The sequence below is a fragment of the Aromatoleum diolicum genome (assembly GCF_012910955.1).
Lineage (GTDB): Bacteria > Pseudomonadota > Gammaproteobacteria > Burkholderiales > Rhodocyclaceae > Aromatoleum > Aromatoleum diolicum.
The window spans coordinates 150493-174183 of record NZ_WTVQ01000004.1 but is presented as its reverse complement, the minus strand read 5'-3'; the positions used below and the strand labels follow the sequence as shown (position 1 = coordinate 174183).

20 protein-coding genes and 2 riboswitches are annotated in these 23691 nt (G+C 66.8%); of the genes, 4 read left to right on the top strand and 16 right to left on the bottom strand.

The window, feature by feature from the left end; translation table 11 throughout:
* Positions 1-28 precede the first annotated feature (28 nt).
* From GPA25_RS04040 to GPA25_RS04020, 5 genes are all read right to left on the bottom strand, one after another.
* Positions 29-352 carry a rhodanese-like domain-containing protein gene (locus tag GPA25_RS04040; protein ID WP_169259066.1) on the bottom strand — a complete coding sequence of 108 codons (324 nt, stop codon included), beginning with the start codon at positions 350-352 and terminating at the stop codon, positions 29-31.
* A gap of 10 nt (positions 353-362) precedes the next feature.
* On the bottom strand, positions 363-1016 hold the full coding sequence (locus GPA25_RS04035) for a protein-L-isoaspartate O-methyltransferase family protein (RefSeq protein ID WP_169259065.1): 654 nt from the start codon (positions 1014-1016) through the stop codon (positions 363-365).
* Between the two features lie 72 nt (positions 1017-1088).
* The gene (locus GPA25_RS04030) at positions 1089-4316 is read right to left on the bottom strand and encodes an efflux RND transporter permease subunit (protein WP_169259064.1); all 3228 of its coding nucleotides are present in this window, start codon (positions 4314-4316) and stop codon (positions 1089-1091) included.
* Positions 4313-5401: an efflux RND transporter periplasmic adaptor subunit gene (locus GPA25_RS04025; RefSeq protein WP_169259063.1), complete on the bottom strand. Its 1089-nt coding sequence runs from the start codon at positions 5399-5401 to the stop codon at positions 4313-4315. The genes GPA25_RS04030 and GPA25_RS04025 overlap by 4 nt, the downstream gene beginning before the upstream one ends.
* Entirely contained in the window at positions 5398-6054 is a 657-nt protein-coding gene (locus tag GPA25_RS04020) for a TetR/AcrR family transcriptional regulator (RefSeq protein ID WP_169259062.1), read from the bottom strand. The genes GPA25_RS04025 and GPA25_RS04020 overlap by 4 nt, the downstream gene beginning before the upstream one ends.
* A 353-nt stretch (positions 6055-6407) precedes the next feature.
* Here GPA25_RS04020 and GPA25_RS04015 point away from each other — a divergent pair, with 353 nt between their 5' ends.
* Complete coding sequence (locus GPA25_RS04015; protein ID WP_169259061.1) at positions 6408-8042, top strand: methyl-accepting chemotaxis protein; 1635 nt, start codon at positions 6408-6410, stop codon at positions 8040-8042.
* A 7-nt stretch (positions 8043-8049) separates the two neighbouring features.
* Here the strand turns inward: GPA25_RS04015 and GPA25_RS04010 are convergent, their stop codons facing one another.
* The 9 genes from GPA25_RS04010 to GPA25_RS03970 all read right to left on the bottom strand — a co-directional run bounded on the left by GPA25_RS04010 (position 8050) and on the right by GPA25_RS03970 (position 17709).
* Positions 8050-9981: a hydrogenase maturation protein gene (locus tag GPA25_RS04010; protein WP_169259100.1), complete on the bottom strand. Its 1932-nt coding sequence runs from the start codon at positions 9979-9981 to the stop codon at positions 8050-8052.
* A gap of 13 nt (positions 9982-9994) precedes the next feature.
* Complete coding sequence (hypE, locus tag GPA25_RS04005) at positions 9995-11059, bottom strand: hydrogenase expression/formation protein HypE (RefSeq protein WP_169259060.1); 1065 nt, start codon at positions 11057-11059, stop codon at positions 9995-9997.
* The gene (gene hypD, locus GPA25_RS04000) at positions 11056-12207 is read right to left on the bottom strand and encodes a hydrogenase formation protein HypD (protein WP_169259059.1); all 1152 of its coding nucleotides are present in this window, start codon (positions 12205-12207) and stop codon (positions 11056-11058) included. Before hypD ends, hypE begins: the two co-directional genes overlap by 4 nt.
* Positions 12204-12461, bottom strand: a complete 258-nt coding sequence (locus GPA25_RS03995) for a HypC/HybG/HupF family hydrogenase formation chaperone (protein ID WP_169259058.1) — start codon at positions 12459-12461, stop codon at positions 12204-12206. Before GPA25_RS03995 ends, hypD begins: the two co-directional genes overlap by 4 nt.
* Positions 12462-12464: 3 nt before the next feature.
* A complete protein-coding gene (locus GPA25_RS03990; protein WP_246265309.1) occupies positions 12465-13604 on the bottom strand; it encodes a Kae1-like domain-containing protein in 1140 nt (379 codons plus the stop codon).
* Between the two features lie 5 nt (positions 13605-13609).
* A complete protein-coding gene (gene hypB, locus GPA25_RS03985) occupies positions 13610-14533 on the bottom strand; it encodes a hydrogenase nickel incorporation protein HypB (RefSeq protein ID WP_169259057.1) in 924 nt (307 codons plus the stop codon).
* A gap of 54 nt (positions 14534-14587) precedes the next feature.
* Positions 14588-14929: a hydrogenase maturation nickel metallochaperone HypA gene (hypA, locus tag GPA25_RS03980; protein WP_169259056.1), complete on the bottom strand. Its 342-nt coding sequence runs from the start codon at positions 14927-14929 to the stop codon at positions 14588-14590.
* Complete coding sequence (locus tag GPA25_RS03975; RefSeq protein WP_169259055.1) at positions 14922-16043, bottom strand: hypothetical protein; 1122 nt, start codon at positions 16041-16043, stop codon at positions 14922-14924. The genes hypA and GPA25_RS03975 overlap by 8 nt, the downstream gene beginning before the upstream one ends.
* Positions 16044-16263: 220 nt before the next feature.
* Complete coding sequence (locus GPA25_RS03970) at positions 16264-17709, bottom strand: carbonic anhydrase (protein ID WP_246265308.1); 1446 nt, start codon at positions 17707-17709, stop codon at positions 16264-16266.
* 100 nt (positions 17710-17809) lie between these two features.
* Positions 17810-17988: riboswitch (yybP-ykoY riboswitch) on the top strand.
* Between the two features lie 2 nt (positions 17989-17990).
* Between GPA25_RS03970 and GPA25_RS03965 the strand changes: the two genes are divergently transcribed.
* From GPA25_RS03965 to thiC, 3 genes are all read left to right on the top strand, one after another.
* Positions 17991-18569: a TMEM165/GDT1 family protein gene (locus tag GPA25_RS03965; protein ID WP_169259054.1), complete on the top strand. Its 579-nt coding sequence runs from the start codon at positions 17991-17993 to the stop codon at positions 18567-18569.
* Positions 18570-18678: 109 nt separating this feature from the next.
* A riboswitch (TPP riboswitch) is annotated at positions 18679-18782 on the top strand.
* Between the two features lie 48 nt (positions 18783-18830).
* On the top strand, positions 18831-19667 hold the full coding sequence (gene thiD, locus GPA25_RS03960) for a bifunctional hydroxymethylpyrimidine kinase/phosphomethylpyrimidine kinase (protein ID WP_169259053.1): 837 nt from the start codon (positions 18831-18833) through the stop codon (positions 19665-19667).
* A gap of 117 nt (positions 19668-19784) precedes the next feature.
* A complete protein-coding gene (thiC, locus tag GPA25_RS03955) occupies positions 19785-21701 on the top strand; it encodes a phosphomethylpyrimidine synthase ThiC (RefSeq protein ID WP_169259052.1) in 1917 nt (638 codons plus the stop codon).
* A gap of 114 nt (positions 21702-21815) precedes the next feature.
* On the opposite strand, the gene GPA25_RS03950 is transcribed toward thiC, so the two are convergent.
* On the bottom strand, positions 21816-22868 hold the full coding sequence (locus GPA25_RS03950) for an NAD(P)H-dependent flavin oxidoreductase (RefSeq protein ID WP_169259051.1): 1053 nt from the start codon (positions 22866-22868) through the stop codon (positions 21816-21818).
* 20 nt (positions 22869-22888) lie between these two features.
* On the bottom strand, positions 22889-23137 hold the full coding sequence (locus GPA25_RS24355; protein ID WP_169259050.1) for a DUF1272 domain-containing protein: 249 nt from the start codon (positions 23135-23137) through the stop codon (positions 22889-22891).
* Between the last annotated feature and the right edge of the window lie 554 nt (positions 23138-23691).

The window sequence follows — 23691 nt, the reverse complement described above, 5'->3', positions numbered from 1 at the left end:
GCTTCTCCGCAGAAAACTGGGCAACGAATCAGTACCGGGGCATGTTCGGGTCGACCTGCGCGGCCCAGCCTGCGACGCCGCCGGCGAGATTGACGACGCGTGCAAAGCCCTGGCGCTCGAGGAACATGCACACTTGGGCGCTGCGTCCGCCGTGGTGGCAGATCACGACGATTTCGGCATCGGGATCAAGATCGGGCAGACGCGCCGGCACCGTCGCCATCGGCATCAGTTGCGAACCTTCGATGCGACAGATGTCGAACTCGGCCGGCTCGCGCACGTCGAGCAGAACCGGCTTGGCGCGCTGCGGATCGGCGAGCCAGTCGGCAAGTTCGCTGGCACTCATCTGTCGCATGGAGACTCCCTCAGAAGCGGAATTCGTCCTTGCGCTGAACGTTCTTCAGCATCGGGACGACGGTTTCAAAAACGTCTTCAATCTTGAACTGACCTTCGGCAACGCAGGTCACGAGACGGCCTTCCATCACCGGGGCTTCGCCGACGAAGGCGAACAGGCGACCGCCGACCTTGAGTTGGTCGAGCAGACTTTGCGGGATCATCGGCACACCGCCGGAGACGACGATGACGTCGTAGGGCGCGTGACAGGGCCAGCCGCGGGAGGCATCGCCTTCCTCGACGACGACGTTGTCCACGCCGTAGCGGTTCAGATTTTCGCTTGCGAATTTGACCAGTTCGCGCTCGATTTCGACCGTGCGCACCCAGTCGGTACGGGCCGCCAGCAGCGCTGCGAAGTAGCCGGAACCGGAACCGATTTCGAGCACGGTATCCGAACGCTTGAGCGGCAGCGCCTGGAGGATCTTGCCCTCGATGTTCGGTTTGAGCATCACCTGGCCACAGCCGACTGGAATCTCGATATCGGCGAACGAGAGCGCCTTGTGGGCGGCGGGAACGAATTCCTCGCGCTTGACCGTCATCAGGAGATCGAGGACGTCCTGATCCAGCACATCCCACGGGCGGATCTGCTGCTCGACCATATTGAAGCGGGCACGTTCGAAGTTCATGGGATTGGCTTCCTGTGCAAATATTAGCACACGCTAATGGAGTGCGCGACGAGTTGGGTAAACTTTCGTATTCTAACGCACTTGCTGCGTTGCGATACCTGTCGGTGATTGTCCGCGCGGGGCTTCGGGTTCGCGGCGCACGCGATACCAGGCGGCATAGAGCGCAGGCAGAAAGAGCATCGTGAGGATCGTGGCGACCGTGAGTCCGCCCATGATCGCGACCGCCATGGGACCGAAGAAGGCGCTGCGCGACAAGGGGATCATCGCGAGAATCGCGGCGGCAGCGGTCAACATGATGGGGCGAAAGCGGCGCACCGTCGATTCCACGATGGCGTCCCAGGCGCTGCGGCCGGCTTCGCGGTCCTGGCGGATCTGGTCGATGAGGATCACCGAGTTGCGCATGATCATGCCGGACAGCGCGATGGTGCCGAGCATGGCGACGAAGCCGAAGGGTTTGTTGAAGGCCAGCAGGAAGGCGGTGACGCCGATCATGCCGAGCGGCGCCGTGAGAATCACCATCGCGACCAGCGAGAAGCTCTGGAGCTGGAGCATCAGCACGGTGAATACGACGATGAGGAACAGCGGCATGCCGACGGCAACCGAACCGCCCCCTTTGGCGCTCTCCTCCACCGCCCCGCCGACCTCGACGCGGTAGCCGAGCGGCAGCGCCGCCTGGATGCCGGCGATCGGCTGGGCGAGTTGCGCGACGACCTGCGAGGGCTGCACGGTGCCATACAGGTTGGCACGCACAGTGACGGTCGGGATGCGGTTGCGGCGCCAGATCACGCCCTGTTCGAAACCGTATTCGGCGGTGGCGATCTGCGCGAGCGAGACGCTACGGCTGTTCGCAGCGGGAATCGCGAGGTCAGGCAGCAGGCCCAGATGCACGCGCTCGGATTCGGCGCCGCGCAGCATGACATCGATGGTTTCGGTGCCGTCGCGAAACTGCGTGACGGTGAGTCCCTGCAACGAGGTGTTGAGCAGCGTCGCGACGTCCTGGCTGGTGAGGCCGAGCAGGCGCGCCTTGTCCTGGTCGACTTTCAGGCGCACGCGCTTGGAAGGCTCCTCCCAGTCGAGATGGACGTTGGCGAGTTGTTGATGCGTGCGCATTGCCTTGGCGACCTGGTGCGCGGTGCGGCGCACTTCGTCGAGATCCTGGCCGCTGACGCGGTACTGCACCGGGAAGCCTACCGGCGGGCCGTTTTCCAGGCGATTGACGACGCCGATGAACTCTGCCGGAGCGTGATCGAACAGCTCGATCAGTTTCGTGCGCAAGGCTTCGCGCGCGGCCGGACCTTCGGTGAGGACGACGAACTGGGCGAAGCTTGTCTGCGGCAGTTGCTGGTCGAGCGGCAGATAGAAGCGCGGGCTGCCACCGCCGACCCAGGCGACGTAATTGTCGATGCCCGGCTGTTCGTCGAGGAAGGCTTCCACACGCTTGACGGCGCGCTCGGTGGCCGGGTGCGAGGCGCCTTCGGCCAAGCGCAGGTCGATCAGCAGTTCGGGACGCGTCGAATCGGGGAAAAACTGCTGCGGCACGAAACGCCCGAACACCACGAGCGAGCCGACGAAAATGAGGATCGTCAGCACGATGACGCGCCAGCGGTGGGCGACGCAGGCATCCACGAGGGCGCGGAAGCGGGTGTAGAAACGCGTGTGGTAGATCGCGTACTCGTCGTGCAGCTCGTGGGCATGCGCGGCACGGTCAGCCAGCCGGCGGCCGAGGCGCGGCGAAAGTCGACCGAGCGTGCGTGCCAGCAGCGAGGGCTTGCCGTTCTGCTTCTGCGCGCGGAAGTCGGGCAGCAGGTGGAAGCCGAGCCAGGGCACGAACAGCACTGCGGCGATCCACGACACCAGCAGCGCGATCACCGTGACCTGGAAGATCGAGCGCGTGTATTCGCCGGTGGACGATGCGGCGGTGGCGATCGGCAGGAAGCCCGCGGCGGTGACCAGCGTTCCTGACAGCATCGGCATGGACGTCGAGGTGTAGGCGAAGCTCGCGGCCTTGGCACGCTCCCAGCCCTCCTCCATCTTCGTCGCCATCATTTCGACGGCGATGATGGCGTCGTCGACCAGCAGACCGAGTGCGAGGATCAACGCGCCGAGCGAGATCTTGTGCAGACCGATGTTGAACAGATGCATGAACAGGAAGGTGATGGCGAGCACCACCGGGATGATCACCAGCACCACGACGCCGGTGCGCAGACCCAGCGACAGCAGGCTGACCGCCATGACGATGACGACCGCCTCGGTCAGCACCTGCACGAATTCGCCCACCGAGCGCGACACGGCTCGCGGCTGGTCGGCGACGCGTTCGAAACGCACGCCGACCGGCAATTGCGCTTCGATGCGCGCGACGGCGTCGTCGAGATGGCGGCCCAGCGCGACGATGTCGCCGCCCGCGCGCATCGACACGCCGATGCCGAACGCATCCTGGCCCTTGAAGCGCATGCGCTCGCGCGGCGGATCGGCGAAACCGCGGCGCACGTCGGCGACGTCGCCGAGGCGGAAGCTGCGGCCCTGGGCGCGGATCACGGTGTCGCGGATGGCGTCGAGATCTTCGAAGGCGCCGCTCGGGCGCAACCACACGCGCTCGTCGGCGGTCTCGAAGAAGCCGGCTCCGGCCGTGGCGTTCTGCCCCGCCAGCGCGGCAACGATGTCGCGCACCGACAAGCCGAACGTGGCGAGCTTGGTGTTCGACAGTTCGATATAGACACGTTGCGGCTGTTCGCCGAAGAAGCTCACCTTGGCGACATCGGGCACGCGCAGCAGCTCGCTGCGGATCGCTTCGGCGTAGCGCTTCAGATCGGCATCGTCGAGACCCTCGCCGACCAGGGCGAAGATGTTGCCGTAGGTGTCACCAAATTCGTCGTTGAAGCTCGGGCCGACGATGCCCTGCGGTAGCGTGTGGCGGATGTCGCCGATCTTCTTGCGTACCTGGTACCAGACCTCCGGCATCTCGCGCGCCGGCGTGGAATCCTTGGCGAGGAAGAACACCATCGATTCGCCCGGTCGCGAGAAACTGCGCAGCACGTCCACCTGCGCGACTTCCTGGAGTTTCTTCTCGATCTTGTCGGTGACCTGACGCGCCACCTCTTCGGCGCCGGAGCCCGGCCATTCGGTGCGGATCACCATCACCTTGAAGGTAAAGGGCGGATCTTCCGACTGGCCGAGGCGGGTGTAGGAATACAGGCCAATGATGGCGAGCACGGCCATGAAGTACAGCACCAGCGACTGATGGCGCAGCCCCCATGCAGAAATGTTGAAGCGCCCTTCCGGCGCGTGGGCGGCGTCGCTCATTTGCGCACGTCCAGCGCCACCGGTGCGCTTTCGTCCACAACACGAACGGTTTCGCCCGCGACCAGACGATGCACGCCGGTCAGCACGACACGCGCGCCGGGCGGCAGGCCGGAGCGGATCACGACACCATCTTCGCGGAATTCGCCCGTCTGCACTTCGACCGGATGCAGCTGCAAGGACTCATCCACGAGCCAGACGGTTGCGTGATCGTCGATGCGGGTGACGGCACTTAGCGGCAACAGGGCCTGCCTGTCCGACGCCACGGCGAAGACGACGCTTGCGGTGGCGCCGAGGGGTAGCGCGGCATCGGCGCCATTGACGCTGACCCGCACGGCGTACGAGCGGGTCGCGGGGTCAGCCGCGGGGGCGATCTCGCGCACCTGCGCGGGGTAGTCGCGTCCAGGCTGCGCCCAGGCACGCACCGTTGCGGGGGCGCCTGCCTGCGCCGCGGCGATGCGGCTTTCGGGCAGGTAGATCAGCACTTCGCGCTCGTCGGGGCGGGCGACACGCAGCACTGCCTGGCCGGCGGCGACAACCTGCCCGACCTCTGCGGGCGCCGCCGTGACGACGCCTTCGTGGTCGGCGACGAGCGTCGCATATTGCGCCTGATTGCCGGCGCTGGCGGCCTGCGCGCGGGCCTGGCGCAAACGGGCCTCGGCGGCCTGCAGCGCGGTGCGGCGGCTGTCGAGTGCGGTGGCGCTGACGAAATTGCGTGCGTGAAGGCTTTCGCTGCGTGCGAGTTCGGCGCGGGCGAGCGCGGTGTCGGCCTCGGCCGCAGCGACCTGGGCGCCGGCCGCACTGGCAGCGAGTTGCGCGTCCTGCGGGTCGAGGCGCGCCAGCACCTGTCCGCGCTGCACGCGGGCGCCGACATCAACGCGACGTTCGATGATCTTGCCACCGATGCGAAAGGCAAGGTCGGCTTCGTGTCGGGCCTTCACTTCGCCCGTATACACGCTAAGCGACGGCGCTCCCGCCGTATCGGCCAGGGTGCGCACCAGCACCGCGCGCGCCGGCTTGTCCGCCGGCGGCGGCCCCGAACAGGCGGCGAGCAATGCCGCAGCAAGTACGCCAAGGAAAGCCTTCACTGGATATCTCCCGAATTTGGCGGCGTCCGCAGCAGACCGTTGAGCGTGACGTCGAGACAGGTCTGCAGGTAGCGCTCGACATTGGTGTCGCGTCCGCAGCACGAGGCGTATGAATGCCGCCACAAGGCCAGGTGCAGCAGCGGGGCGATCAGCACGGGGCCGATGGTGTCGAGATCGACGGCGCGGAACACGCCGCGCGCAATGCCGCGCGAGATCGCCGCGCGCACGAGCCCGAGTCCGCGCTGGATCACGGCCTGGTCGTAAAACACGGCGACCTCCGGGAAATTGCGCGCTTCCGACATCATCAGCTTGGGGATGCCGCCCAGTTCGGTGTTGCCGATGCGCTCCCACCAGCCGAGCAGAATCGCGCGCAGCAGGACGACCGGATCGTCGTGCGCGTCGAGCAGGGCTTCGCCGGCCTCGATCGCGGGTACGACACCTTCCTGGATGACCGCCTTGAACAGCGCTTCCTTGCTGTCGAAATAGAGGTACAGGGTGCCTTTCGAAACCCCGGCGCGTGCTGCGATCTCGTCGAGCCGGGTTGCCGCGAAGCCCTTTTCGACGAACAAGGCCAGCGCGGCGGCCGTCAGCTCCTGGGGGCGCGCCTCCTTGCGGCGGCGGCGCGAAGCATTGCCTGTCACGGCATCGGTCATGTCACACCATTGGTATTGAGCGAGAGGGGTGAGAACAACATGCGCCATCACCCGAGCCGGCGTGCGAGCCTCAGACTACTGACTGACTAGTCAGTAATTTAGTACAACGCCGCGGGAGATACAAGCTCCAAACGCGGGAGTCACGAGCAAGCCTTATCAGGAACCAAACCCCCGTCGCAGCAAACAGTTAAAGTTTGTACCGTAAGTGCCGTAGCAGCTTGCATCGTGAAAGCCGTAGCGCCCCTGCACCGTGGGGGCGTTTCGCCCGACACGGCAACATCGCGCCAGCAGCTGATCGCTTGCGCTAGTGCGCGACCGCTGCACCTGGACACCTCGCCCTGGAACCGCAAAAAATGGCTCACACGCTCACGATCAAACAGAAATTGCTGGGTTCCGCCGCAATTTCGATTGCGCTGACGCTCGGCGTCGGACTCATCGGCTACACCTCGACGGTAAAGCTATCGGAAGCCAACGAGGTTTCTGCGACATACGCGGAGGCGATCCGTTTTCATGTCGAAACCGACATGTTCCACGACGCGCTCAACAGCGACGTCCAGGCAGCGCTGCTGGCCGGTTTGCGCAATGACCCCGCCGCACACAAGGCTGCAGTGGCCGACGTGGCCGAGCACGCAGCGTCGATAAAGTCCAACGTTGCCTCATTGGCGGCGTTACCGATTTCGGCGGAAATCAAGCAGGCGATCGCGCAGTCCGACACCCCGCTCGAGGCCTACACGAAGGGCGCAGAGGAACTTGTTCGCCTGTCACTCGAACAGAATGACGCGGCTTTCGCGAAGAAGCCGCACTTCGACGAGCTGTTTACGGAATTGGAAGGGAAGCTGGAAAAGGTCAGCGACCGTCTCGTCGAAGAAACCAAACGCACCCGCGACGAGGCCATCTCCGCTGGCGCGCGCCAGAAGCAAATGACGCTCGGCGCGCTGGGCATTGCCCTGCCGTTGTTGTTGCTGTTTAGCATCCTGACCCTGCGTAGCATTTCGCAACGCTTGCACAGCCTGACCCGCTTCACGCAGGAACTCGCGTCCGGTGACGCGGATGTGCGCAAGCGGCTTCCTGCGGAAGGCGACGATGAAATTTCGGGCAGCGCGCGATCATTCAACTCTTTCATGAGCACGCTGCAACAGATCATCATCGAACTTAAGAATGATTCGGATGCGCTCAATGGCGCGGCCGCGCGGCTCGCGGAATCGGCGCGAAACGGGGAAGGACGCGCTTCCGCGCAGAGCGAGGCATCGGAAACCGCGGCGGCGACGATCGAGGAACTGACCGTGAGCATTGCGGCCGTCGCTGCAAGCGCCGAAGAAGTACGCGATCTGTCGCGCGGCGCGCAGGACCGCACCCGCGAGAGTCATGACAACCTGGACAAACTGGTTCGGGAAGTCGACGACGTCGAATCGGCGGTGCACGCGATCGCAGAGTCCGCGGCGGCTTTTATCGAGAGCACCGCGACGATCACGTCGATGACGCGGCAAGTGCGCGAGATCGCGGACCAGACCAACCTGCTTGCGCTCAACGCGGCGATCGAGGCCGCTCGAGCGGGCGAACAGGGGCGCGGATTCGCGGTGGTTGCCGACGAGGTCAGAAAACTGGCCGAACGCTCCTCGCATTCAGCAGTACAGATCGAGAAAGTCACGATCGGGCTGGGTGGACGTTCGGGCGAAGTCGAAAAAGCCATCCAGAAAGGTCTGCAGGCCCTGGAACAAAGCCATGCGTGCGTGGAGCGCGTGGTCAAGACATTGTCGGCGGCCGACGATTCGGTAGCCAAGGCCAATCGCGGCATGAATGACATTGCCAACGCGGTGATCGAGCAGCGTGCCGCCAGTCAGGGTATCGCCCAGAACGTCGAGCAGATTGCCCGAATGGCGGAAGACAATCATGCGGCCGTGAAGCAATCGGCCGAAGTGGCCGCATCGATGGAGGACACCGCATCGCGGCTGCACAACCTGGTCCGGCGCTTCCGCACCGATGGTTGATCCACGCCTATCGGGACGATGCCGTTGAGGGATTAGCGGCGGGGGCCTGCCAGCCAAGGTCGCGGTGGCGCGCGAGGTGGCGCGGGGTCCAGGATTGCGGGCTCTTCATTACGAAATGGTAGCGCGCGACGTGGTAGCTGGGGTCGAAGCCATAAAAGTTGCGGCGCATCGCGGCGAGTTCTTCTTCGCGGTAAGCGGCAAGCGGTTTTTCGACTTCGTCGGTGGCGCGGCGGGCGGCTTTTTCTGCGCTGCGCTCGGGGAGCGTCGGGTCGGTGGCGAGCGCGGCGGCGTGGCGCCCGACTTCGGTCTCGAAGGTCGCCAGATCCGGGCTGAAGACGGCATCCGCGAGCCCTGCGGCGCGGGCGTCGCGCGCGAGGAGCGGCAGGCGGTTGCCCATGATGCGGCGGATAGCTTCGCTACCGACACGGCGCGGTAGCAGGTAGGTCCAATATTCGGAGCCGAACAGGTTGCCCATGTTTTTGTAGTGCGGATTGAGCACGATGCCATCTCGCGCCCACACGAGGTCGGCTGCGAGCGCGAGGAAGCAGCCCCCTGCCCCGGCGTTGCCGCGCAGCGCGGCGATCGTGACCCGGTCGGTGAGCGTGAGCAGCGCGAGGCAGACGTCGTTCATCGCGTTGATGTTGGCCCAGGATTCGTCGGCCGGGGAGGCCGCGGCCTCGATGCGGTTGAGGTGGATTCCGTTGGACCAGAAGTCGCTCCCACCTTCGAGCACGAGCACACGGGTCGGGCGGCGGCGGGCGAAGTCGATGGCCGCGACGAGGCGGCGGCACTGGTCGGTGGCCATCGCGCCGTTGTAGAAATCGAACGCGAGGAAGCCAACCGTGCCGTCGGGGCTTTCGCGGTAGCGCAGTTCGCTCCAGCGCGTGTCGTCCGCGTCGCGCAACAGCGGGACCGCGAGTTCGGGCAGCTCGGCGGCTTCGGCGACGAAGGCGACGGTCGCGGGGAGCTTGAAGGGGTGGTCGCCGTCGGCGCGCTTGACGTGGCCGATCCAGACGGCGCCGTCGCGGGTTGCGCGCAGGATGGCGCCGTCGCGGCGGGCGATGGTTTCACCGGGGGCGGCGGGGAAGAATTCGTCGGGCGTCGCGGGGTGGGCGTCGAAGAGGTGGCAGGGAATGCCGAACAGGGAGTCGGCGACGCCAGGGAAGCCGTCGGCGGCGCGGAGTTTCTGCAGGACGGTTTTGGTCGTGTCGTGGGCCCAATCGATGGCGCGGTCGGACTGCTTCATCAGCGGGCGTTCGACGCCGATCGTTGTTTGAGCCGGCGCTAAACCGCGCCCTCCGGGCGCTGTCTCGTGCTTCGTTGGACGCGTGGCGAACGCCTCAGCACGAGACAGCGCCCGAAGGGGGCTGCTGCGTGCAGGACTGGATCGTTTTTCGTTGTCTTGTGCGCTGTTGTTCCCGGGGCGTTGCCCGACGCTTGCGAAGATCCCGGCGAGCGCAGTGGGGGACCAGTTTCCGGCGCGCCAGTCGGGGATGTTTCCTAGAGCAGTCCTCACCGCCAACACGGCGGTGGCCGTGACTTCGTTGCGGTAGAGGCTCGCCTTCGTCGCGTCGCGCATCGGAAAGCGCACGCTCGCCCACACGGGGCCCGCATCCATCTCGGCTTCGGCCTGCAGGACGGTGACGCCCCAGTCCGCTTCATTGTTCGCGAACGCCCAGTCGAGCGCCGACGGGCCGCGGTCGCCGACGATGCCGGGATGCACGATCAGGGTGAGATGCCGCGACCAGATCGATTCAGGCACGGCACGCTTGAGGAGGGGGGCGAGGATCACGTCTGGTTGGAACAGTGCGACGGCTTCCTCGGCGACGCGGTCGGCGATGTCGAACTCGACCGACAGCTCGTGGCCGTCCGCCTTCAGTTCGGCGTACAGCCGCTGGGTGAGGCTGTTGAAGCTGTGCGTGAGGAGCAGGATGCGCATCTGCATGATCTTTCTAGCAGATGCGCGGCAGTTGCTCGCCGGAGAGCCAATCGACCATGCGCCGGCCGCCGAAGGCGGTGCGGATCTGCACGAAGGCGTTCGGGTCGGCGGTGACGGTGCCGATGCGCGCGGCACGTTCGCCGAGCGGATGCGCGCGCATCACGGCGAGGAGGCGCTCGGCGTCCTCGACCGGGCAGATCGCGATCAGCTTGCCTTCGTTCGCGACATACAGCGGGTCGAGGCCCAGCAGTTCGCAAGCGGCGGCGACCTGGGGCTGGACGGGGATCGCGGCTTCGTCGAGTTCCATGCCGACGCCCGACTGGGTCGCGATCTCGTTGAGCGTCGTCGCGAGTCCGCCGCGCGTCGGGTCGCGCAGCACGCGGATCGACGCCACCGCGGTCAGCATCGTCTCGATGAGGCCGTGCAGCGCCGCAGTGTCGGAGGCGATCTCGGACTCGAAGGCGAGCGATTCGCGTTGCGCCATGATGGCCATGCCGTGGTCGCCCAGCGTGCCGGAGACGAGGATGGCGTCGCCGGGCCGCGCGTTCGCGCCGCCGATGTCGCGCCCGGCGGGCAGCGCGCCGACGCCCGTCGTCGTGATGAACACGCCGTCGCCCTTCCCTTGTTCGACGACCTTGGTGTCGCCGGTGACGACCGGCACGCCCGCCTCGCGCGAGGCGCGGGCCATCGACGCGACAATGCGCGCGAGCTCCGCCAGCGCGAAGCCTTCCTCGAGGATGAAACTCGCGGCGAGATACAGCGGGCGTGCGCCCATCACCGCGAGGTCGTTGATCGTGCCATGCACCGACAGGCAGCCGATGTCGCCGCCGGGGAAGAACAGCGGGCTGACGACGTGGGCGTCGGTGGCGACGACGAGGCGTTCGCCCGGCGCGGGGGCCGGCAACACCGCGCCGTCGTCGCCGCGTTCGAGGTGCTCGTTGGCGAAGGCGGCGGCGAAGAGTTCGGAGATCAGCTGCGCCATCGCGCGCCCACCGGCGCCGTGCCCCATGTCGACGCGTCCGTGCTTGAGGTCCAGCGGGCGCACGTAGCCCTTCATGATCGTTCCGGCGAGGCTCATGAGACGGTCCCGGCGGCGACCGGGACATCCCGGAAGCGCCCGTAGTTGTAATGCGCCGCGCAGGCGCCTTCGGAGGACACCATGCACGAGCCCATCGGATTCTCGGGCGTGCACACCGTGCCGAACAGCTTGCAGTTGGTCGGCATCTTCACGCCGCGCAGGATCGCGCCGCACTCGCAGGCGCGGTTGTCGGGCACGGAGACGAACTCCAGGCCGAACTTCGCCTCGGCGTCCCAGGCCGCGAAGGGCGCGCGGATCCTCAGCGCCGAGTACGGTACGTCGCGGAGCCCCCGCCATTCGAAACTGCGGCGCAGTTCGAAGACTTCCGACACCAGTGCCTGCGCCTTGAGGTTGCCGTCTGCGGTGACGGCGCGCGTGAACTCGTTCTCGACCTCGGCGCGGCCTTCGTTCACCAGCCGGATCAGCATGCGGATCGCCTGCATCACGTCGAGCGGCTCGAAGCCGGCGATCACCACCGGCTTGCGGTATTCCTCGGCGAAGTAGGCGTAGGGGCGGCTGCCGATGATCGTCGACACGTGCGCCGGGCCGATGAAGCCGTCGAGCGGCACGGTGCCGAGCTCGCGCACTTCGGGCGATTCGAGGATGGTCAGGATCGCGGACGGCGTCAGCACGTGGTTGCACAGCACGCTGAAGTTCGCGAGTTGCAGCGCCTGCGCCTGGCGCAGCACCAGCGCGGTCGGCGGGGTCGTCGTCTCGAAGCCGATCGCGAAGAACACGACCTCGCGTTCGGGCATCTTCTGCGCGAACGCGAGGGCATCGGCCGCCGAATACACCATGCGGATGTCGGCGCCGCACGCCTTGGCCTTCAAGAGCGAGAGCCCGTCGGACGCCGGCACGCGCAGGCAGTCGCCGTAGGTGCAGATCGTCACGTCGGGGCGCGCGAGCGCCAGGCGGATCGCCATGTCGATGCGCCCGATCGGCAGCACGCACACCGGGCAGCCGGGGCCGTGGATCATGCGCACGTTGGCGGGCAGGAGATCCGTGATGCCGTAGCGCGAGATCGCGTGCGTGTGGCCGCCGCAGAATTCCATGAAGGCGTAGCGCCGGCCGGGATCGGCCTCGCGCGCGATCGCGGTCGCGAGCTTCGCGGCGAGTGCGCCGTCGCGAAACTCGTCGACATATTTCATGTGGAAGCATCCTCGGCCGCCGCCGCGAGCGTATCCCCGGCGAGGCCGGCTTCGGCGAACAGCGCGAGCGTCTGCTCGGCCTCGTCCTGGTCGAGCTTCGACAGCGCGTAGCCGACATGCACGATCACGTAGTCGCCGACCGTCGCGCCATCGACCAGCGCGAGCGAGATCTCCTTGCGCACGCCCCCGAGGTCGACGCGGCAGGCGTCACCGGGCAGCAGTTCAACGATGCGGGCAGGGATGGCGAGGCACATCGTTCAGAGTCCTTCGTTCAATTGGTGGATCGCGACCCAGGCCTGTCCGAGCGCGAGGCCGGCGTCGCCGGGCGACAGGCGCTGCGCTTCGAGCACGGTCAGCCCTTGGGCGCGCAGGGCCGCACCGAGGCGCCGCGACAGGATGCGGTTGTGCAGGCAACCGCCGGAGAGCGCGACGACGTCGAAGCCCGTCCGCGCCGCGGCGTGCGCGGCCCACGCCGCGAGCGCGGCCGCGAGGGTCACGTGAAAGCGCGCGGCGCCGCGCGGCGCGTCCGGCTCGTCGGTGAGCGCGACGAGGAGCGGCAGCAGATTCAGCCGCCCTGCCCCGTCGATCGCCCAGCCCTCGGGCTCGACCGGGACATCGCCGACACGTTCGAGGTAGTCAGTCGCGGCGCGTTCGAGCGCGATCGCCGCCTCGGCCTCGACGCGCATCACCGAGCACAGACCGAGCAGGCCCGCGACGGCGTCGAACACGCGGCCGAGGCTCGTGGTCGGCGGGCACAGCGCGTCGCGCGCCAGCACGGCGGCGAGCATCGCCGCTGCGGGCTGGTCCGCGAAGCGGCGCGCGATCTCGTCGGCACGGCCGGCGCGATGCAGCACCGCGGCGGCCATGCGCCAAGGCTCGCGCGCGGCGCGGTCACCGCCGGCGAGCGGCAGCGGCGCGAGGTGGCCAAGGCGCTCGAAACGCGCGCCATCGACGTACAGAAGTTCGCCGCCCCAGGCCGTGCCGTCGGAGCCCAGGCCGACACCGTCCAGCGCGAGGCCCAAGGCCGGGCCGGGGTGAACGTTCTCGGCGAGGACTGCGGCGACGTGCGCGTGGTGGTGCTGCACGGCAATCGCCGGCACGCCGAGGCGCGCGGCCAATTCGCAGGCGCGGTGGCTGGAATGGAAGTCCGGGTGCAGGTCATGCGCGATCGCGGCGGGCGTGTCCTGTGCGAGCAAGGCCCGGGCGCAGCCGTCCATCCGCCGGCACGCGTCAGGGGTGTCGAGGTCGCCGACCGTCGCACTGAACCGGGCCTCGCCGTCGTGCGCGAGACACAGCGCGTTCTTGAAATACGCACCGAACGCGAGCACCGCCGGACCGCGCAGTGCGAGCGGCAGCGGCGCAGCGAAGGGGGGCGCTTCGAGGACGGAGCCCATCATCCCGCTCAGGCGAGCCGGGGGGCGGGACGGGCGGCACGTGCCTTCGCCATCCCGCGTTCCAGCCACGCGAGCCATTCGGCAATCCCTTCGCCACTGGTGGCCGAGGTGCGGATCACCTCGATGGCTGGATTCACGCGGCGCGCGTAGCCGATCGCGCGCTCGACGTCGAAAGTCAGGTGCGGCAGGAGGTCGACCTTGTTGAGCAGCATCAGGTCGGCGGCGGCGAACATGTCCGGGTACTTCAGGGGCTTGTCCTCGCCCTCGGTCACGGACAGGATCGCCACCTTGTGCGCTTCGCCGAGGTCGAAGGCGGCCGGGCACACGAGGTTGCCGACGTTCTCGATCAGCAGCAGACTGTCGTCGGCGAGCTGCATCTGCGCGAGCGCCCGACCGACCATGTCGGCGTCGAGATGGCAGCCCTTGCCGGTGTTGATCTGCAGCGCCGCCACGCCGGTCGCGCGGATGCGCTCGGCGTCGAACTCGGTCTGCTGGTCGCCTTCGATGACAGCGACGGGCACGCGGCCGGCGAGCTCGGTGAGCGTGCGCACCAGCAGCGCAGTCTTGCCCGAGCCCGGGCTGGAGACGAGATTCAGCGCGAAGATGCCGCGCCCTGCGAGACGGCGGCGGTTCGTTTCGGCACGGGCGTCGTTCTCGCCGAGGATGTCGCGCTCGATCTTCACCATCTGCGACTGCGTGAGGCCCGGCGCATGCGCGTGGGCGGGTCCTGCACCGAAGTGCAGGTGAAGGGGGTCGGCGTGGATGTGGCTTTCGTCCGGCACGGCAGCCGAATGCAGCGCGAGCTCAGGCACCGCCTGCGCCGGAACAGACTTCCATGCACGCGTCGCGCCCGCCTTCGGCCGCGCGGATTGCGCCCGCCCTGCCCCGCCGATACTCACTCCGCCACTGCCACAACCGCATACCGTACACATTGCCCTGCTCCACTGCGAAGCGCGACGGCCAGTCGGCCTGCCGCGTGACTCGGATCATTCGACTTCGATTTCCCTGACTCGCATCTCGGTGCCGCCGATCGGCCGCACCTGGTAACCGCCGCACTCGGGACACGCATCGAAGCGCTGCGCCAGCGGCACGCCACGATCGCACGCGAGGCACCAGCCGACACCGGCGACCGGTTCGATCTTGATCGCTGCACCTTCGGCGAGCGTCTCGCGCAGCACGACGTCGAGACAGAAACGCAGCGCCTCGACCTCGACCGCCGACAGTTCGCCGATTTCCAGCACGACCGTCTTTACGCGCGTGCAACCCTGCCCCCGCGCGGCGTCCTCGACGATACCGCGCACCCCTTCGGCAAGCGACAGCTCATGCAACGGGCACGTCCTCGATCACGATCTCGTACTCGACACACGGATCGAGCGACAGCGCGAGCGCCTTCAGGCGCAACATCGCCGCCTCATCCGATTCCGCTTCCCAGCCGCAACCTTCCCGCACGAAGGGGCCGTCGTCGTGGAAGTTCCATTGCGTCGGCGCGATGACCGCGTACTCGGCGATGCGTTCGCCATCGAGTCGCACGGCGTGCATCAGCAGGCCGCACGAGGTCTCGACGCAAGCGAGCCCCGCGTTCTCGCCGAGTGGCGCGGCATCGATCAGCACGGGCAGGTCGGACGCCTGGGGGTGGCGCAGACGGCTCGCGCAATCTGCCAAATCGACGACCCGCGCAAACAGGCGCGCGGCGATGCGGTGGCGGTGCGTCAGCAGGTTGGACACCATCATCGAATCCGCGTGGCGCGCGAGCACACCGGTCTCGTGGGCCCGTCCGAACAGCGTCGGCGCTTCGCAGAAGACCGTGGGCGGCACGCCGCCCAACTCGTGCGCCCACGCGCCCGCGGCGAGCGTCGGCAGCAAGGGCACCGCTTCGCCTTCGGGCGTGGATGAGCCCATCTCGATCAGGTCGGCGAGCGCCGCACCAATGGTGCCGCCACGCCGCGCGCGTTCGACGAATTCGCGCAGGCCGCTGGGTTCGCGCGTGGCGGTGAAAAAACCGCCAAGAAATTCGACTGCCACCAGATCGAGCAGATCGCCCCCCAGGTCATAGGCCGCTCGCCCATCGCCAAGCTGGGCGAGGCGCCGGTGCAGGATCGCAAAGCGATCGCTGCGTGGCTTGTGCCCGAACAGTTGTGGCCAGTCGAGCATCAGGCGCCACAGATGCTCCTGCGCCGTTTCGATCGCCAGCGCGCGCTCCTCGGCCCACGGCTCCATGCGAGTCAGGTCCGCCGCGCCGGCCGCGACGCAGGCGGCGGTCGCAGCGATGCCCTGCGCCCGCGAATACTGGCCGAACTTCGCGGGCACGAGTGTCAGCGCCTCGTCGATGGTACGTCCGACCAGCACCTGTGCTGCCTGCGGACGCGGGTTTGGCACCGACACGCCGACCAGGCGCCCGGCTTCGCGCCGCAGCACAAGGCGCATCAACGCGCCGGGACTCATATGCGCGCTCCGCGACGAATATTGCCTGCTGCCGCGCGGCGTCCGGCGGATCGCCACCGCCTGCCCTGAACCATGCTTTCTCCTTGCGCCTGCGTCCGACCCGAGCCGATGATAGGCGCAGTCGTGCATGGGTGAAAGCCTGCGCTTCGCCGAGCAAGCATTTCCGGGAAAGCCTGTGCCCAGCCGACCCCTTGCGCGGGATCACGCAGACAGCCAGGTCTCAGCGCGATTCGAGGATCAGGCGCCCGTTGTGAGGCTGGATTGGCCGGCCATTGCGCGCGTACAGGCGCGCGAAAATGGCCAGCTGCTCCGCCGATAAATACAGCGGCTCCTTCATCACCGCCCACAGCACCCCCTCGGTGCACGGCGGCGCCTCCAGCGAGCCCATGAACAGGTAGTGTGCCGAGTTCGCGGGCAACAGGCTCGCGGGATCGATCGTCACGGTCGGTGCGTACGCCGTGCCGCGCTCCAGCGGCAGGTTGTTCCACAGCGTCTGGACCAGCGGGTGCGGCCGATCGCCGCCTTCGAGCAGCACCGCGACGACCGCGATGTTTCCGGCCGGATCGCGGTGATGGAAATGCACCACCATGTCCGACGCCTGGCCGCCGACACGTTCCACCGACGGGCGGTGAAATTCGAAAAAATCGAGCTCATAACGCTGCCCGCGAAGGTCGACCCCCATGCCGGGCCCGACATGCACGCGCAAAGTACGCCCGGTATCGGCGATGCGGAATAGGGTCGCGCGGTAATCGAAGCGCGGCGCCTCGAGATCCACCGCGATCCCGTTGCGCAGATCGATCGGCGACTGGCGCCTGCCCTCCGCACAGACCGCCCACTCCGGGCGCAGCTTGCCCCAGTGTTCCGGCCCCGTCTCGCCATCGTAACTCCAGTCAAACCGCGCGACCGCGGACGACGACCTGGAGGTGGCTTTCGACGCTCCCGGCCCGGATGAGCGCACCGGCGTCGGCGCCGCCAGCGCAAGGGCAGCCGGCGAGGCTTTGCCGCTCGCCGCCGCCGGAACGATCGCCTGCATTTTCGCCGTCGCACTGCCTGCCGCCTTGCTTGCGATCCGCGCTGTTTCCTTCGCGGGGGCATCGGCAGTCGCCGCAGCCGAACGCGATAGCGGCACCAGCGGCGCAGCCCCGGCGTCGGCGCTTGCCGCATTCGCGATCACCGTCACCTCGCGTGCGACTTTCTGCAGATCGCTCACCGTCGGCGGCCGGCACACCTCCTGCCACATCCGCTCGTCGACGCTGTTACGCGCGGCAAGGATCGGGCTTTCGTCGAGCCCGCCTTCCTCGCGCACTACTACATGACGCGCATCCATATACACGCGCTTGACCGTGAAAAAGCTGCGGTTGTAGCAATCGTAGCGGTTCAGGGCCTTCACCGACGCATACCCCTCGACGGCAGCGCGCTCCGGCGACAGCACGATGCGTCCCCACCCGACCTTGCTGCCGCCGTCCGACTGGATCACGCTGGAGCGGTCGATCTCCACCACGCGCTCGCGATCGCGCACCACCGTTTCCCACGGCTGCTCGGCGAGCGCGGGCGCCGTCGGCAGGACCAGCGCCGCCAACACGGCGCGGAGAATCGGAAAACGCAGGACTTTCATGGCAGCGAGCACAGTCTCAAGGGCAATTCCGGGGGCGTCGATGGACGCCATGGTGGCCGTTCATGGCATCGTCTTCGGCCGCAAAACGGGAATCTTTAGCCCCGTCGCGCGCATGGCCACTTCCCTCGCCCCCTGCCTCGAGGTTACAATCCGCGCCGTCATTAGGGAGTAGCCGCCCCCGAGCCCTCGGGGGGACCACGTCAACAAACTTGCCCATCCGGGCATGGCGTGGCCAGTCTTCGGACCTGGCGAGACTTTTGACCGCATGCTCTCCGATTGTTCGGGCCGGGGAGGCTTGCGGTCATCGGTCATGTGCCGGCCCGGAGAACCTGATGATCTTCCCCTACGAAGCCTTCCTGATGTCCACCGGCATCGTCGCGCTCGCCGAAATCGGCGACAAGACGCAGCTGCTCGCCTTCATGCTCGCGGCGCGCTTTCGCCGTCCGTGGCCCATCATCGCCGGCATCCTGATCGCGACTCTCGCGAACCACGCCTTCGCCGGCGCGGTCGGCACCTGGGTCACCACCGTGCTCGGACCTGACGTGCTGCGCTGGGTACTGGGCCTGTCCTTTATTGCAATGGCGATCTGGACGCTGATCCCCGACAAGCTCGACGACGACGAACTCAGCACCCCCAAGCTGGGCGTGCTCGGCACGACCATCGTCGCGTTCTTCCTTGCCGAGATGGGCGACAAGACGCAGGTCGCGACCGTCGCGCTCGCCGCGCAATACAACGCCCTGATTGCCGTCGTCGCCGGCACCACGCTCGGCATGATGATTGCGAACGTCCCGGCAGTGGTCGTCGGCGACCGCATCGCGCACCGCATGCCGGTGCGCCTGATCCACTGCATCGCGGCCGCACTGTTTGCCGTGCTCGGCATCGCGACGCTGACCGGATTCGGCATGGACTGAGCCGGGTCGGTGACGGCATCGTACGGAAAAGCAACAAAAAATCCGCGCGATGCCGCCCGCGCCGAGCTGCGAAACGCTTGCCTGCGGGGCGCTCGTCCGGTAACGTTCGGGAATCCGTTAGGGGTGCCTGCCACGGGGTCGTGCGCGGGCTGAGACAGTCCCTTTGAACCTGATCCGGGTCGCACCGGCGTAGGGAAACGCATCCATGCAAGTCCGTTCGTCCGCAGCCTTCCCCTCCCGCCTCACGGTCGTGGCGCTCCAATGAGCCGCGCGATCCCCAATGTCGTGTCCATCGCAGGCGTCGACCCGAGCGGCGGCGCTGGCGTGTTCGCCGACATCAAGACCTTCTCGGCGCTCGGCGCCTACGGCTGCGGCGTGGTCGCGGCCCTCACCGCGCAGAACACGCAGGCGGTCGCCGCGGTACACATCCCGCCGACCGACTTCCTGCGCCTGCAGATCGACACCCTGTTTGCCGACGTCAAGATCCACGCGGTCAAGCTGGGCATGCTCGGCAGTGCGGAGATCGTTACTACCGTTGCCGACCGGCTGGCGCATTTCGACGCCCCCTTCGTCGTCTGCGACCCGGTGATGGTCTCCAAGAGCGGCGATCACCTGCTGGCGCGCAACGCGGTGGCGATGCTGATCGAAGCGCTGCTGCCGCGCAGCTTCATGATTACCCCGAATCTGCCCGAAGCCGGGGTGCTGCTCGAACAGCGGGCACCCGACACGGTGAAGGAGATGTACCGCGCCGCCGAACGCCTGCGCGAGATGCTGCCGCTGTCCTCGGAACGCTGGGTGCTGCTGAAGGGCGGACACCTGCCCGGCAGCGACGTCGTCGACCTGCTGTTCGACGGCGACCGCATGATCGAGATGCCCTCGCCCCGCATCGAGACCAAGAATACCCACGGCACCGGCTGCACGCTGTCGTCGGCGATTGCGGCGCTGCTGCCGCAGCACGCCGGCGGCTTCCGTTCGGTCGAAGCCGCAGTGCGCGATGCGCGCGACTACCTGCTGCGCGCGATCGCCGCGTCCGGTGCGCTTGCGGTCGGCAAGGGGCACGGTCCGGTACATCACTTCCACGCCCTGTGGAGAGCCTGACCCGGCAACGCAGAACCACCGCACATCACCGCAACTCACCACCCAAGCCAATCCGAAGTTCCCCGCGTGCCGGACGTGCACCGGGATAAGTCATAAATCAGATCCCCAGGAGACAGCATGAACGCCACAGAAAAATTCATCGCCGCAAAAGCCCATGTGGACGAAGCCGCGATCGCCCCGCTGCCGAACTCGCGCAAGATCTACGTCGAAGGCTCGACGCCCGACATCCGCGTGCCGATGCGCGAGATCTCGCAGGCTGACACCCCCACCGCCTTCGGCGGCGAGAAGAACCCGCCGATCTTCGTCTACGACTGCTCGGGCCCCTACTCCGACCCGGCCGCCAAGATCGACATCCGTTCCGGCCTGCCGGCCATGCGCCGGAAGTGGATCGAGGAGCGCAACGACACCGAGGTACTCGCCGACCTGAGCTCGGAATTCGGCCGCGCCCGCGCCGCCGATGCGGCGCTGGACGAAATGCGCTTCCCGGGCCTGCACCGCCACCCGCGCCGCGCCAAGGCCGGCATGAATGTCAGCCAGATGCACTACGCGCGTAAGGGCATCATCACGCCGGAGATGGAATTCATCGCCATCCGCGAGAACATGAACCGCCGCGCCTACGTCGAGTCGCTCCGCGCCACCGGCCCCACCGGCGAGAAGATGGCCAAGCTGCTGACCCGCCAGCACCCCGGCCAGCACTTCGGCGCCAGCATCCCCGAAGAGATCACGCCGGAATTCGTGCGCAGCGAAGTCGCGCGCGGCCGCGCCGTCATCCCCAACAACATCAACCACCCGGAAAGCGAGCCGATGATTATCGGCCGCAACTTCCTTGTGAAGATCAACGCCAACATCGGCAACTCGGCGCTCGGCTCGTCGATCTCGGAAGAAGTCGACAAGATGACCTGGTCGATCCGCTGGGGTGGCGACACGGTGATGGATCTGTCCACCGGCAAGAACATCCACGAGACGCGCGAATGGATCCTGCGCAACAGCCCGGTGCCGATCGGCACGGTGCCGATCTACCAGGCGCTGGAAAAGGTCGACGGCAAGGCCGAGGAACTCACCTGGGAGATCTTCCGCGACACGCTGATCGAGCAGGCCGAACAGGGCGTCGATTACTTCACCATCCATGCTGGCGTGCTGCTGCGCTACGTGCCGCTGACCGCCAACCGCATGACCGGCATCGTCTCGCGCGGCGGCTCGATCATGGCCAAGTGGTGCCTCGCGCATCACAAGGAAAGCTTCCTCTATACGCATTTCGAGGACATCTGCGACATCATGAAGGCCTACGACGTGGCCTTCTCGCTCGGCGACGGCCTGCGCCCCGGCTCGATCTACGACGCCAACGACGAGGCGCAGCTCGGTGAGCTGAAGACGCTCGGCGAACTGACCGACATCGCGTGGAAGCACGACGTGCAGACGATCATCGAAGGTCCGGGCCACGTGCCGATGCACCTCATCAAGGAGAACATGGATCTCCAGCTCGAGCACTGCAAGGAAGCGCCGTTCTACACGCTGGGACCGCTGACCACCGACATCGCCCCGGGCTACGACCACATCACCAGCGGCATCGGCGCCGCGCAGATCGGCTGGTACGGCACCGCGATGCTGTGCTACGTGACGCCGAAGGAACACCTGGGCCTGCCGAACAAGCAGGACGTCAAGGAAGGCATCATCACCTACAAGCTCGCCGCCCACGCCGCCGACCTCGCGAAGGGCCACCCCGGCGCGCAGATCCGCGACAACGCGCTGTCGAAGGCACGCTTCGAGTTCCGCTGGGAAGACCAGTTCAACCTCGGCCTCGACCCCGACAAGGCGAAGGAATTCCACGACGAGACGCTGCCGAAGGAGTCCGCCAAGGTCGCGCACTTCTGCTCGATGTGCGGCCCGCACTTCTGCTCGATGAAGATCACGCAGGATGTGCGCGACTACGCCGCGAAGGAAGGCCTCAAGGAAGAAGAGGCGCTCGCCAAGGGCATGGAAGTGAAGGCGGTCGAGTTCGTGAAGAGCGGCGCCGAGGTGTATAGCAAGCTCTGACGTTTCACTTCAACGCTGCAGCTGAAATGGACATCGGGCCGCAATTGCGGCCCGATGCGTTTTGGGGCGCCAAACGCAGCCGTTTCAAAAGTCCGACGCGAAGCAGGCCCGAGCTCAGTACCGTGCATCGACGACTGCGGCCGCCAACTCCCGGGTCAGCGCGCTCGCCGAGACCTCCTTGCATCCGCTCGCGTTTTGCCCCGCCCACAAGGGCGAGAATTCGCCACTGCCCAGGCTCTCGGCCTTGGCGCGTAGCGGCATGATGGCCGCCGTCGCCAGCGGGAAAGCGGGGGCGGCGGCACTCATCGGGCCCAGCTCCCTCATGATCCGGTTCACGATGCCGCGAGCGGGACGGCCGGTAAACAGGTTGGTGAGCGCCGTGATGCGGGCAGCATCACTTTTCAGGGCCGCGCGATGAACGGCGCTCGTCGTTGCTTCGGGACACAACATATAGGCCGTGCCGATTTGCACACCGGCCGCGCCGAGCGCCATCGCTGCCGCGACACCCCTGGCATCCGCGATGCCGCCCGTGGCGATGACCGGGATTTTCACCGCCTTCACGATCTGCGGCACGAACGCAAATGTGCCGACCTGGGTATCGAGATCGTCGGACAGAAAGTGGCCGCGATGACCTCCGGCCTCGAGCCCTTGAGCGATGACTGCGTCGACGCCACGCTCCTCCAGCCAGCGCGCTTCGTCGACGGTTGTCGCCGAAGACAGGATTTTGGCGCCCCAGCTACGCACCCGCGCCAGCAAGTCGGCCGACGGCAGGCCGAAATGAAAACTCACGACGGCAGGCCTGAATTCGTTCAGCGCGTCGGCAGTCGCGGCGCTGAAAGGGAAGCGCCCGGGCCCCGCGGCAATGGCGCTTGCATCGATTCCGTACTCGGCGAAGTACGGTGCAAGCGTCTCCCGCCATATCGCGTCGCGCTCGACGCTGGGCTCGGGCTGTGTATGGCAGAAGAAGTTTACGTTGAACGGCCTGCTGGTCTGCGCACGGATGGCTGACAACTCCTGGCGCATGGCTTCCAGACCGAGCAAGGCGCAGGGGAGCGAGCCGAGCCCGCCCGCATTGGAAACCGCAATGGCGAGCGCGCTGCCCTGCACGCCCGCCATTGGGGCCTGAATGATCGGGAGATCGATTCCGAGGAGCTTCTGCAGAATCATTGTCGGACCTCTTGCGCTAGTCACGCACTGTTGGCGCAGCCGCCCGGTTTGTAAATGCGTTGAGTGGATGCCGGATTATTGGCGAGCCTATTTGCCGGGCGGCGAGGACGGGCGAGCAACTCACCGCCACAGTTCGGGCACTTGCCGCCAAGGGGTCCGTCTGCACAGGATGCACAGAACGTACACTCGAACGAACAGATGCGCGCCTCGGTCGATTCAGGCGGAAGGTCCTTGTTGCAGCATTCGCAATTTGGTCTTAATTCAAGCACGTGAACCTCCTGATGGGAAAGCCATACCTTGGAAAACAGGCGGCACCGGAATGCAGGGGGGAACACCCAGCTGCGCGACAGTATGGCTCCCGCTTGACTGACCGCTCAAGCCACCCCCTTTGCCCATCGCCGTTCAAGCGGGCGACATGCCGGAAGAAAAGGAAAGGCACGGACGGAAAGCTGTAGGCGGATGACCCGCCAGGCTCACGGGATGGTCTCCCCGTCTTACCGGCGTCGAATGGGCGTGAACTTCAACATTCCCCGCCGATCCAATCCTTGCGCCCGGATCCTGCCATTTTCCTGCAATTGTGCAGACCAAGCCGGGCTGGATGGCATCGGTACCTCCCCCTGGTGCGGATGCGCCCGCTTCCGATCGCGGCATGCGGGCTGTGCAAGAACACGAAACAAGGAAAAGATCATGCGCAGACTGTTGATCATCGTTTGCTCGGCACTCCTTGCAGTGAGCGCTGGGTGCGCAACTCCCGGGGGATCGGGGACCGCGACGTCCGGCCAGGACTCGTCGCGATCGATGGGCGGCTATGGCGGTGGAGGTG

Excerpts from the sequence above, each read along its gene's own strand:
- GPA25_RS04040 (WP_169259066.1), bottom strand. The coding sequence starts at position 352 with ATGCGACAGATGAGTGCCAGCGAACTTGCCGACTGGCTCGCCGATCCG.
- GPA25_RS04035 (WP_169259065.1), bottom strand. The coding sequence starts at position 1,016 with ATGAACTTCGAACGTGCCCGCTTCAATATGGTCGAGCAGCAGATCCGC.
- GPA25_RS04030 (WP_169259064.1), bottom strand. The coding sequence starts at position 4,316 with ATGAGCGACGCCGCCCACGCGCCGGAAGGGCGCTTCAACATTTCTGCA.
- GPA25_RS04020 (WP_169259062.1), bottom strand. The coding sequence starts at position 6,054 with ATGACCGATGCCGTGACAGGCAATGCTTCGCGCCGCCGCCGCAAGGAG.
- GPA25_RS04015 (WP_169259061.1), top strand. The coding sequence starts at position 6,408 with ATGGCTCACACGCTCACGATCAAACAGAAATTGCTGGGTTCCGCCGCA.
- GPA25_RS04010 (WP_169259100.1), bottom strand. The coding sequence starts at position 9,981 with ATGCGCATCCTGCTCCTCACGCACAGCTTCAACAGCCTCACCCAGCGG.
- hypE (WP_169259060.1), bottom strand. The coding sequence starts at position 11,059 with ATGAGCCTCGCCGGAACGATCATGAAGGGCTACGTGCGCCCGCTGGAC.
- hypD (WP_169259059.1), bottom strand. The coding sequence starts at position 12,207 with ATGAAATATGTCGACGAGTTTCGCGACGGCGCACTCGCCGCGAAGCTC.
- GPA25_RS03995 (WP_169259058.1), bottom strand. The coding sequence starts at position 12,461 with ATGTGCCTCGCCATCCCTGCCCGCATCGTTGAACTGCTGCCCGGTGAC.
- GPA25_RS03990 (WP_246265309.1), bottom strand. The coding sequence starts at position 13,604 with ATGATGGGCTCCGTCCTCGAAGCGCCCCCCTTCGCTGCGCCGCTGCCG.
- hypB (WP_169259057.1), bottom strand. The coding sequence starts at position 14,533 with ATGTGTACGGTATGCGGTTGTGGCAGTGGCGGAGTGAGTATCGGCGGG.
- GPA25_RS03975 (WP_169259055.1), bottom strand. The coding sequence starts at position 16,043 with ATGAGTCCCGGCGCGTTGATGCGCCTTGTGCTGCGGCGCGAAGCCGGG.
- GPA25_RS03970 (WP_246265308.1), bottom strand. The coding sequence starts at position 17,709 with ATGGCGTCCATCGACGCCCCCGGAATTGCCCTTGAGACTGTGCTCGCT.
- GPA25_RS03965 (WP_169259054.1), top strand. The coding sequence starts at position 17,991 with ATGATCTTCCCCTACGAAGCCTTCCTGATGTCCACCGGCATCGTCGCG.
- thiD (WP_169259053.1), top strand. The coding sequence starts at position 18,831 with ATGAGCCGCGCGATCCCCAATGTCGTGTCCATCGCAGGCGTCGACCCG.
- thiC (WP_169259052.1), top strand. The coding sequence starts at position 19,785 with ATGAACGCCACAGAAAAATTCATCGCCGCAAAAGCCCATGTGGACGAA.
- GPA25_RS03950 (WP_169259051.1), bottom strand. The coding sequence starts at position 22,868 with ATGATTCTGCAGAAGCTCCTCGGAATCGATCTCCCGATCATTCAGGCC.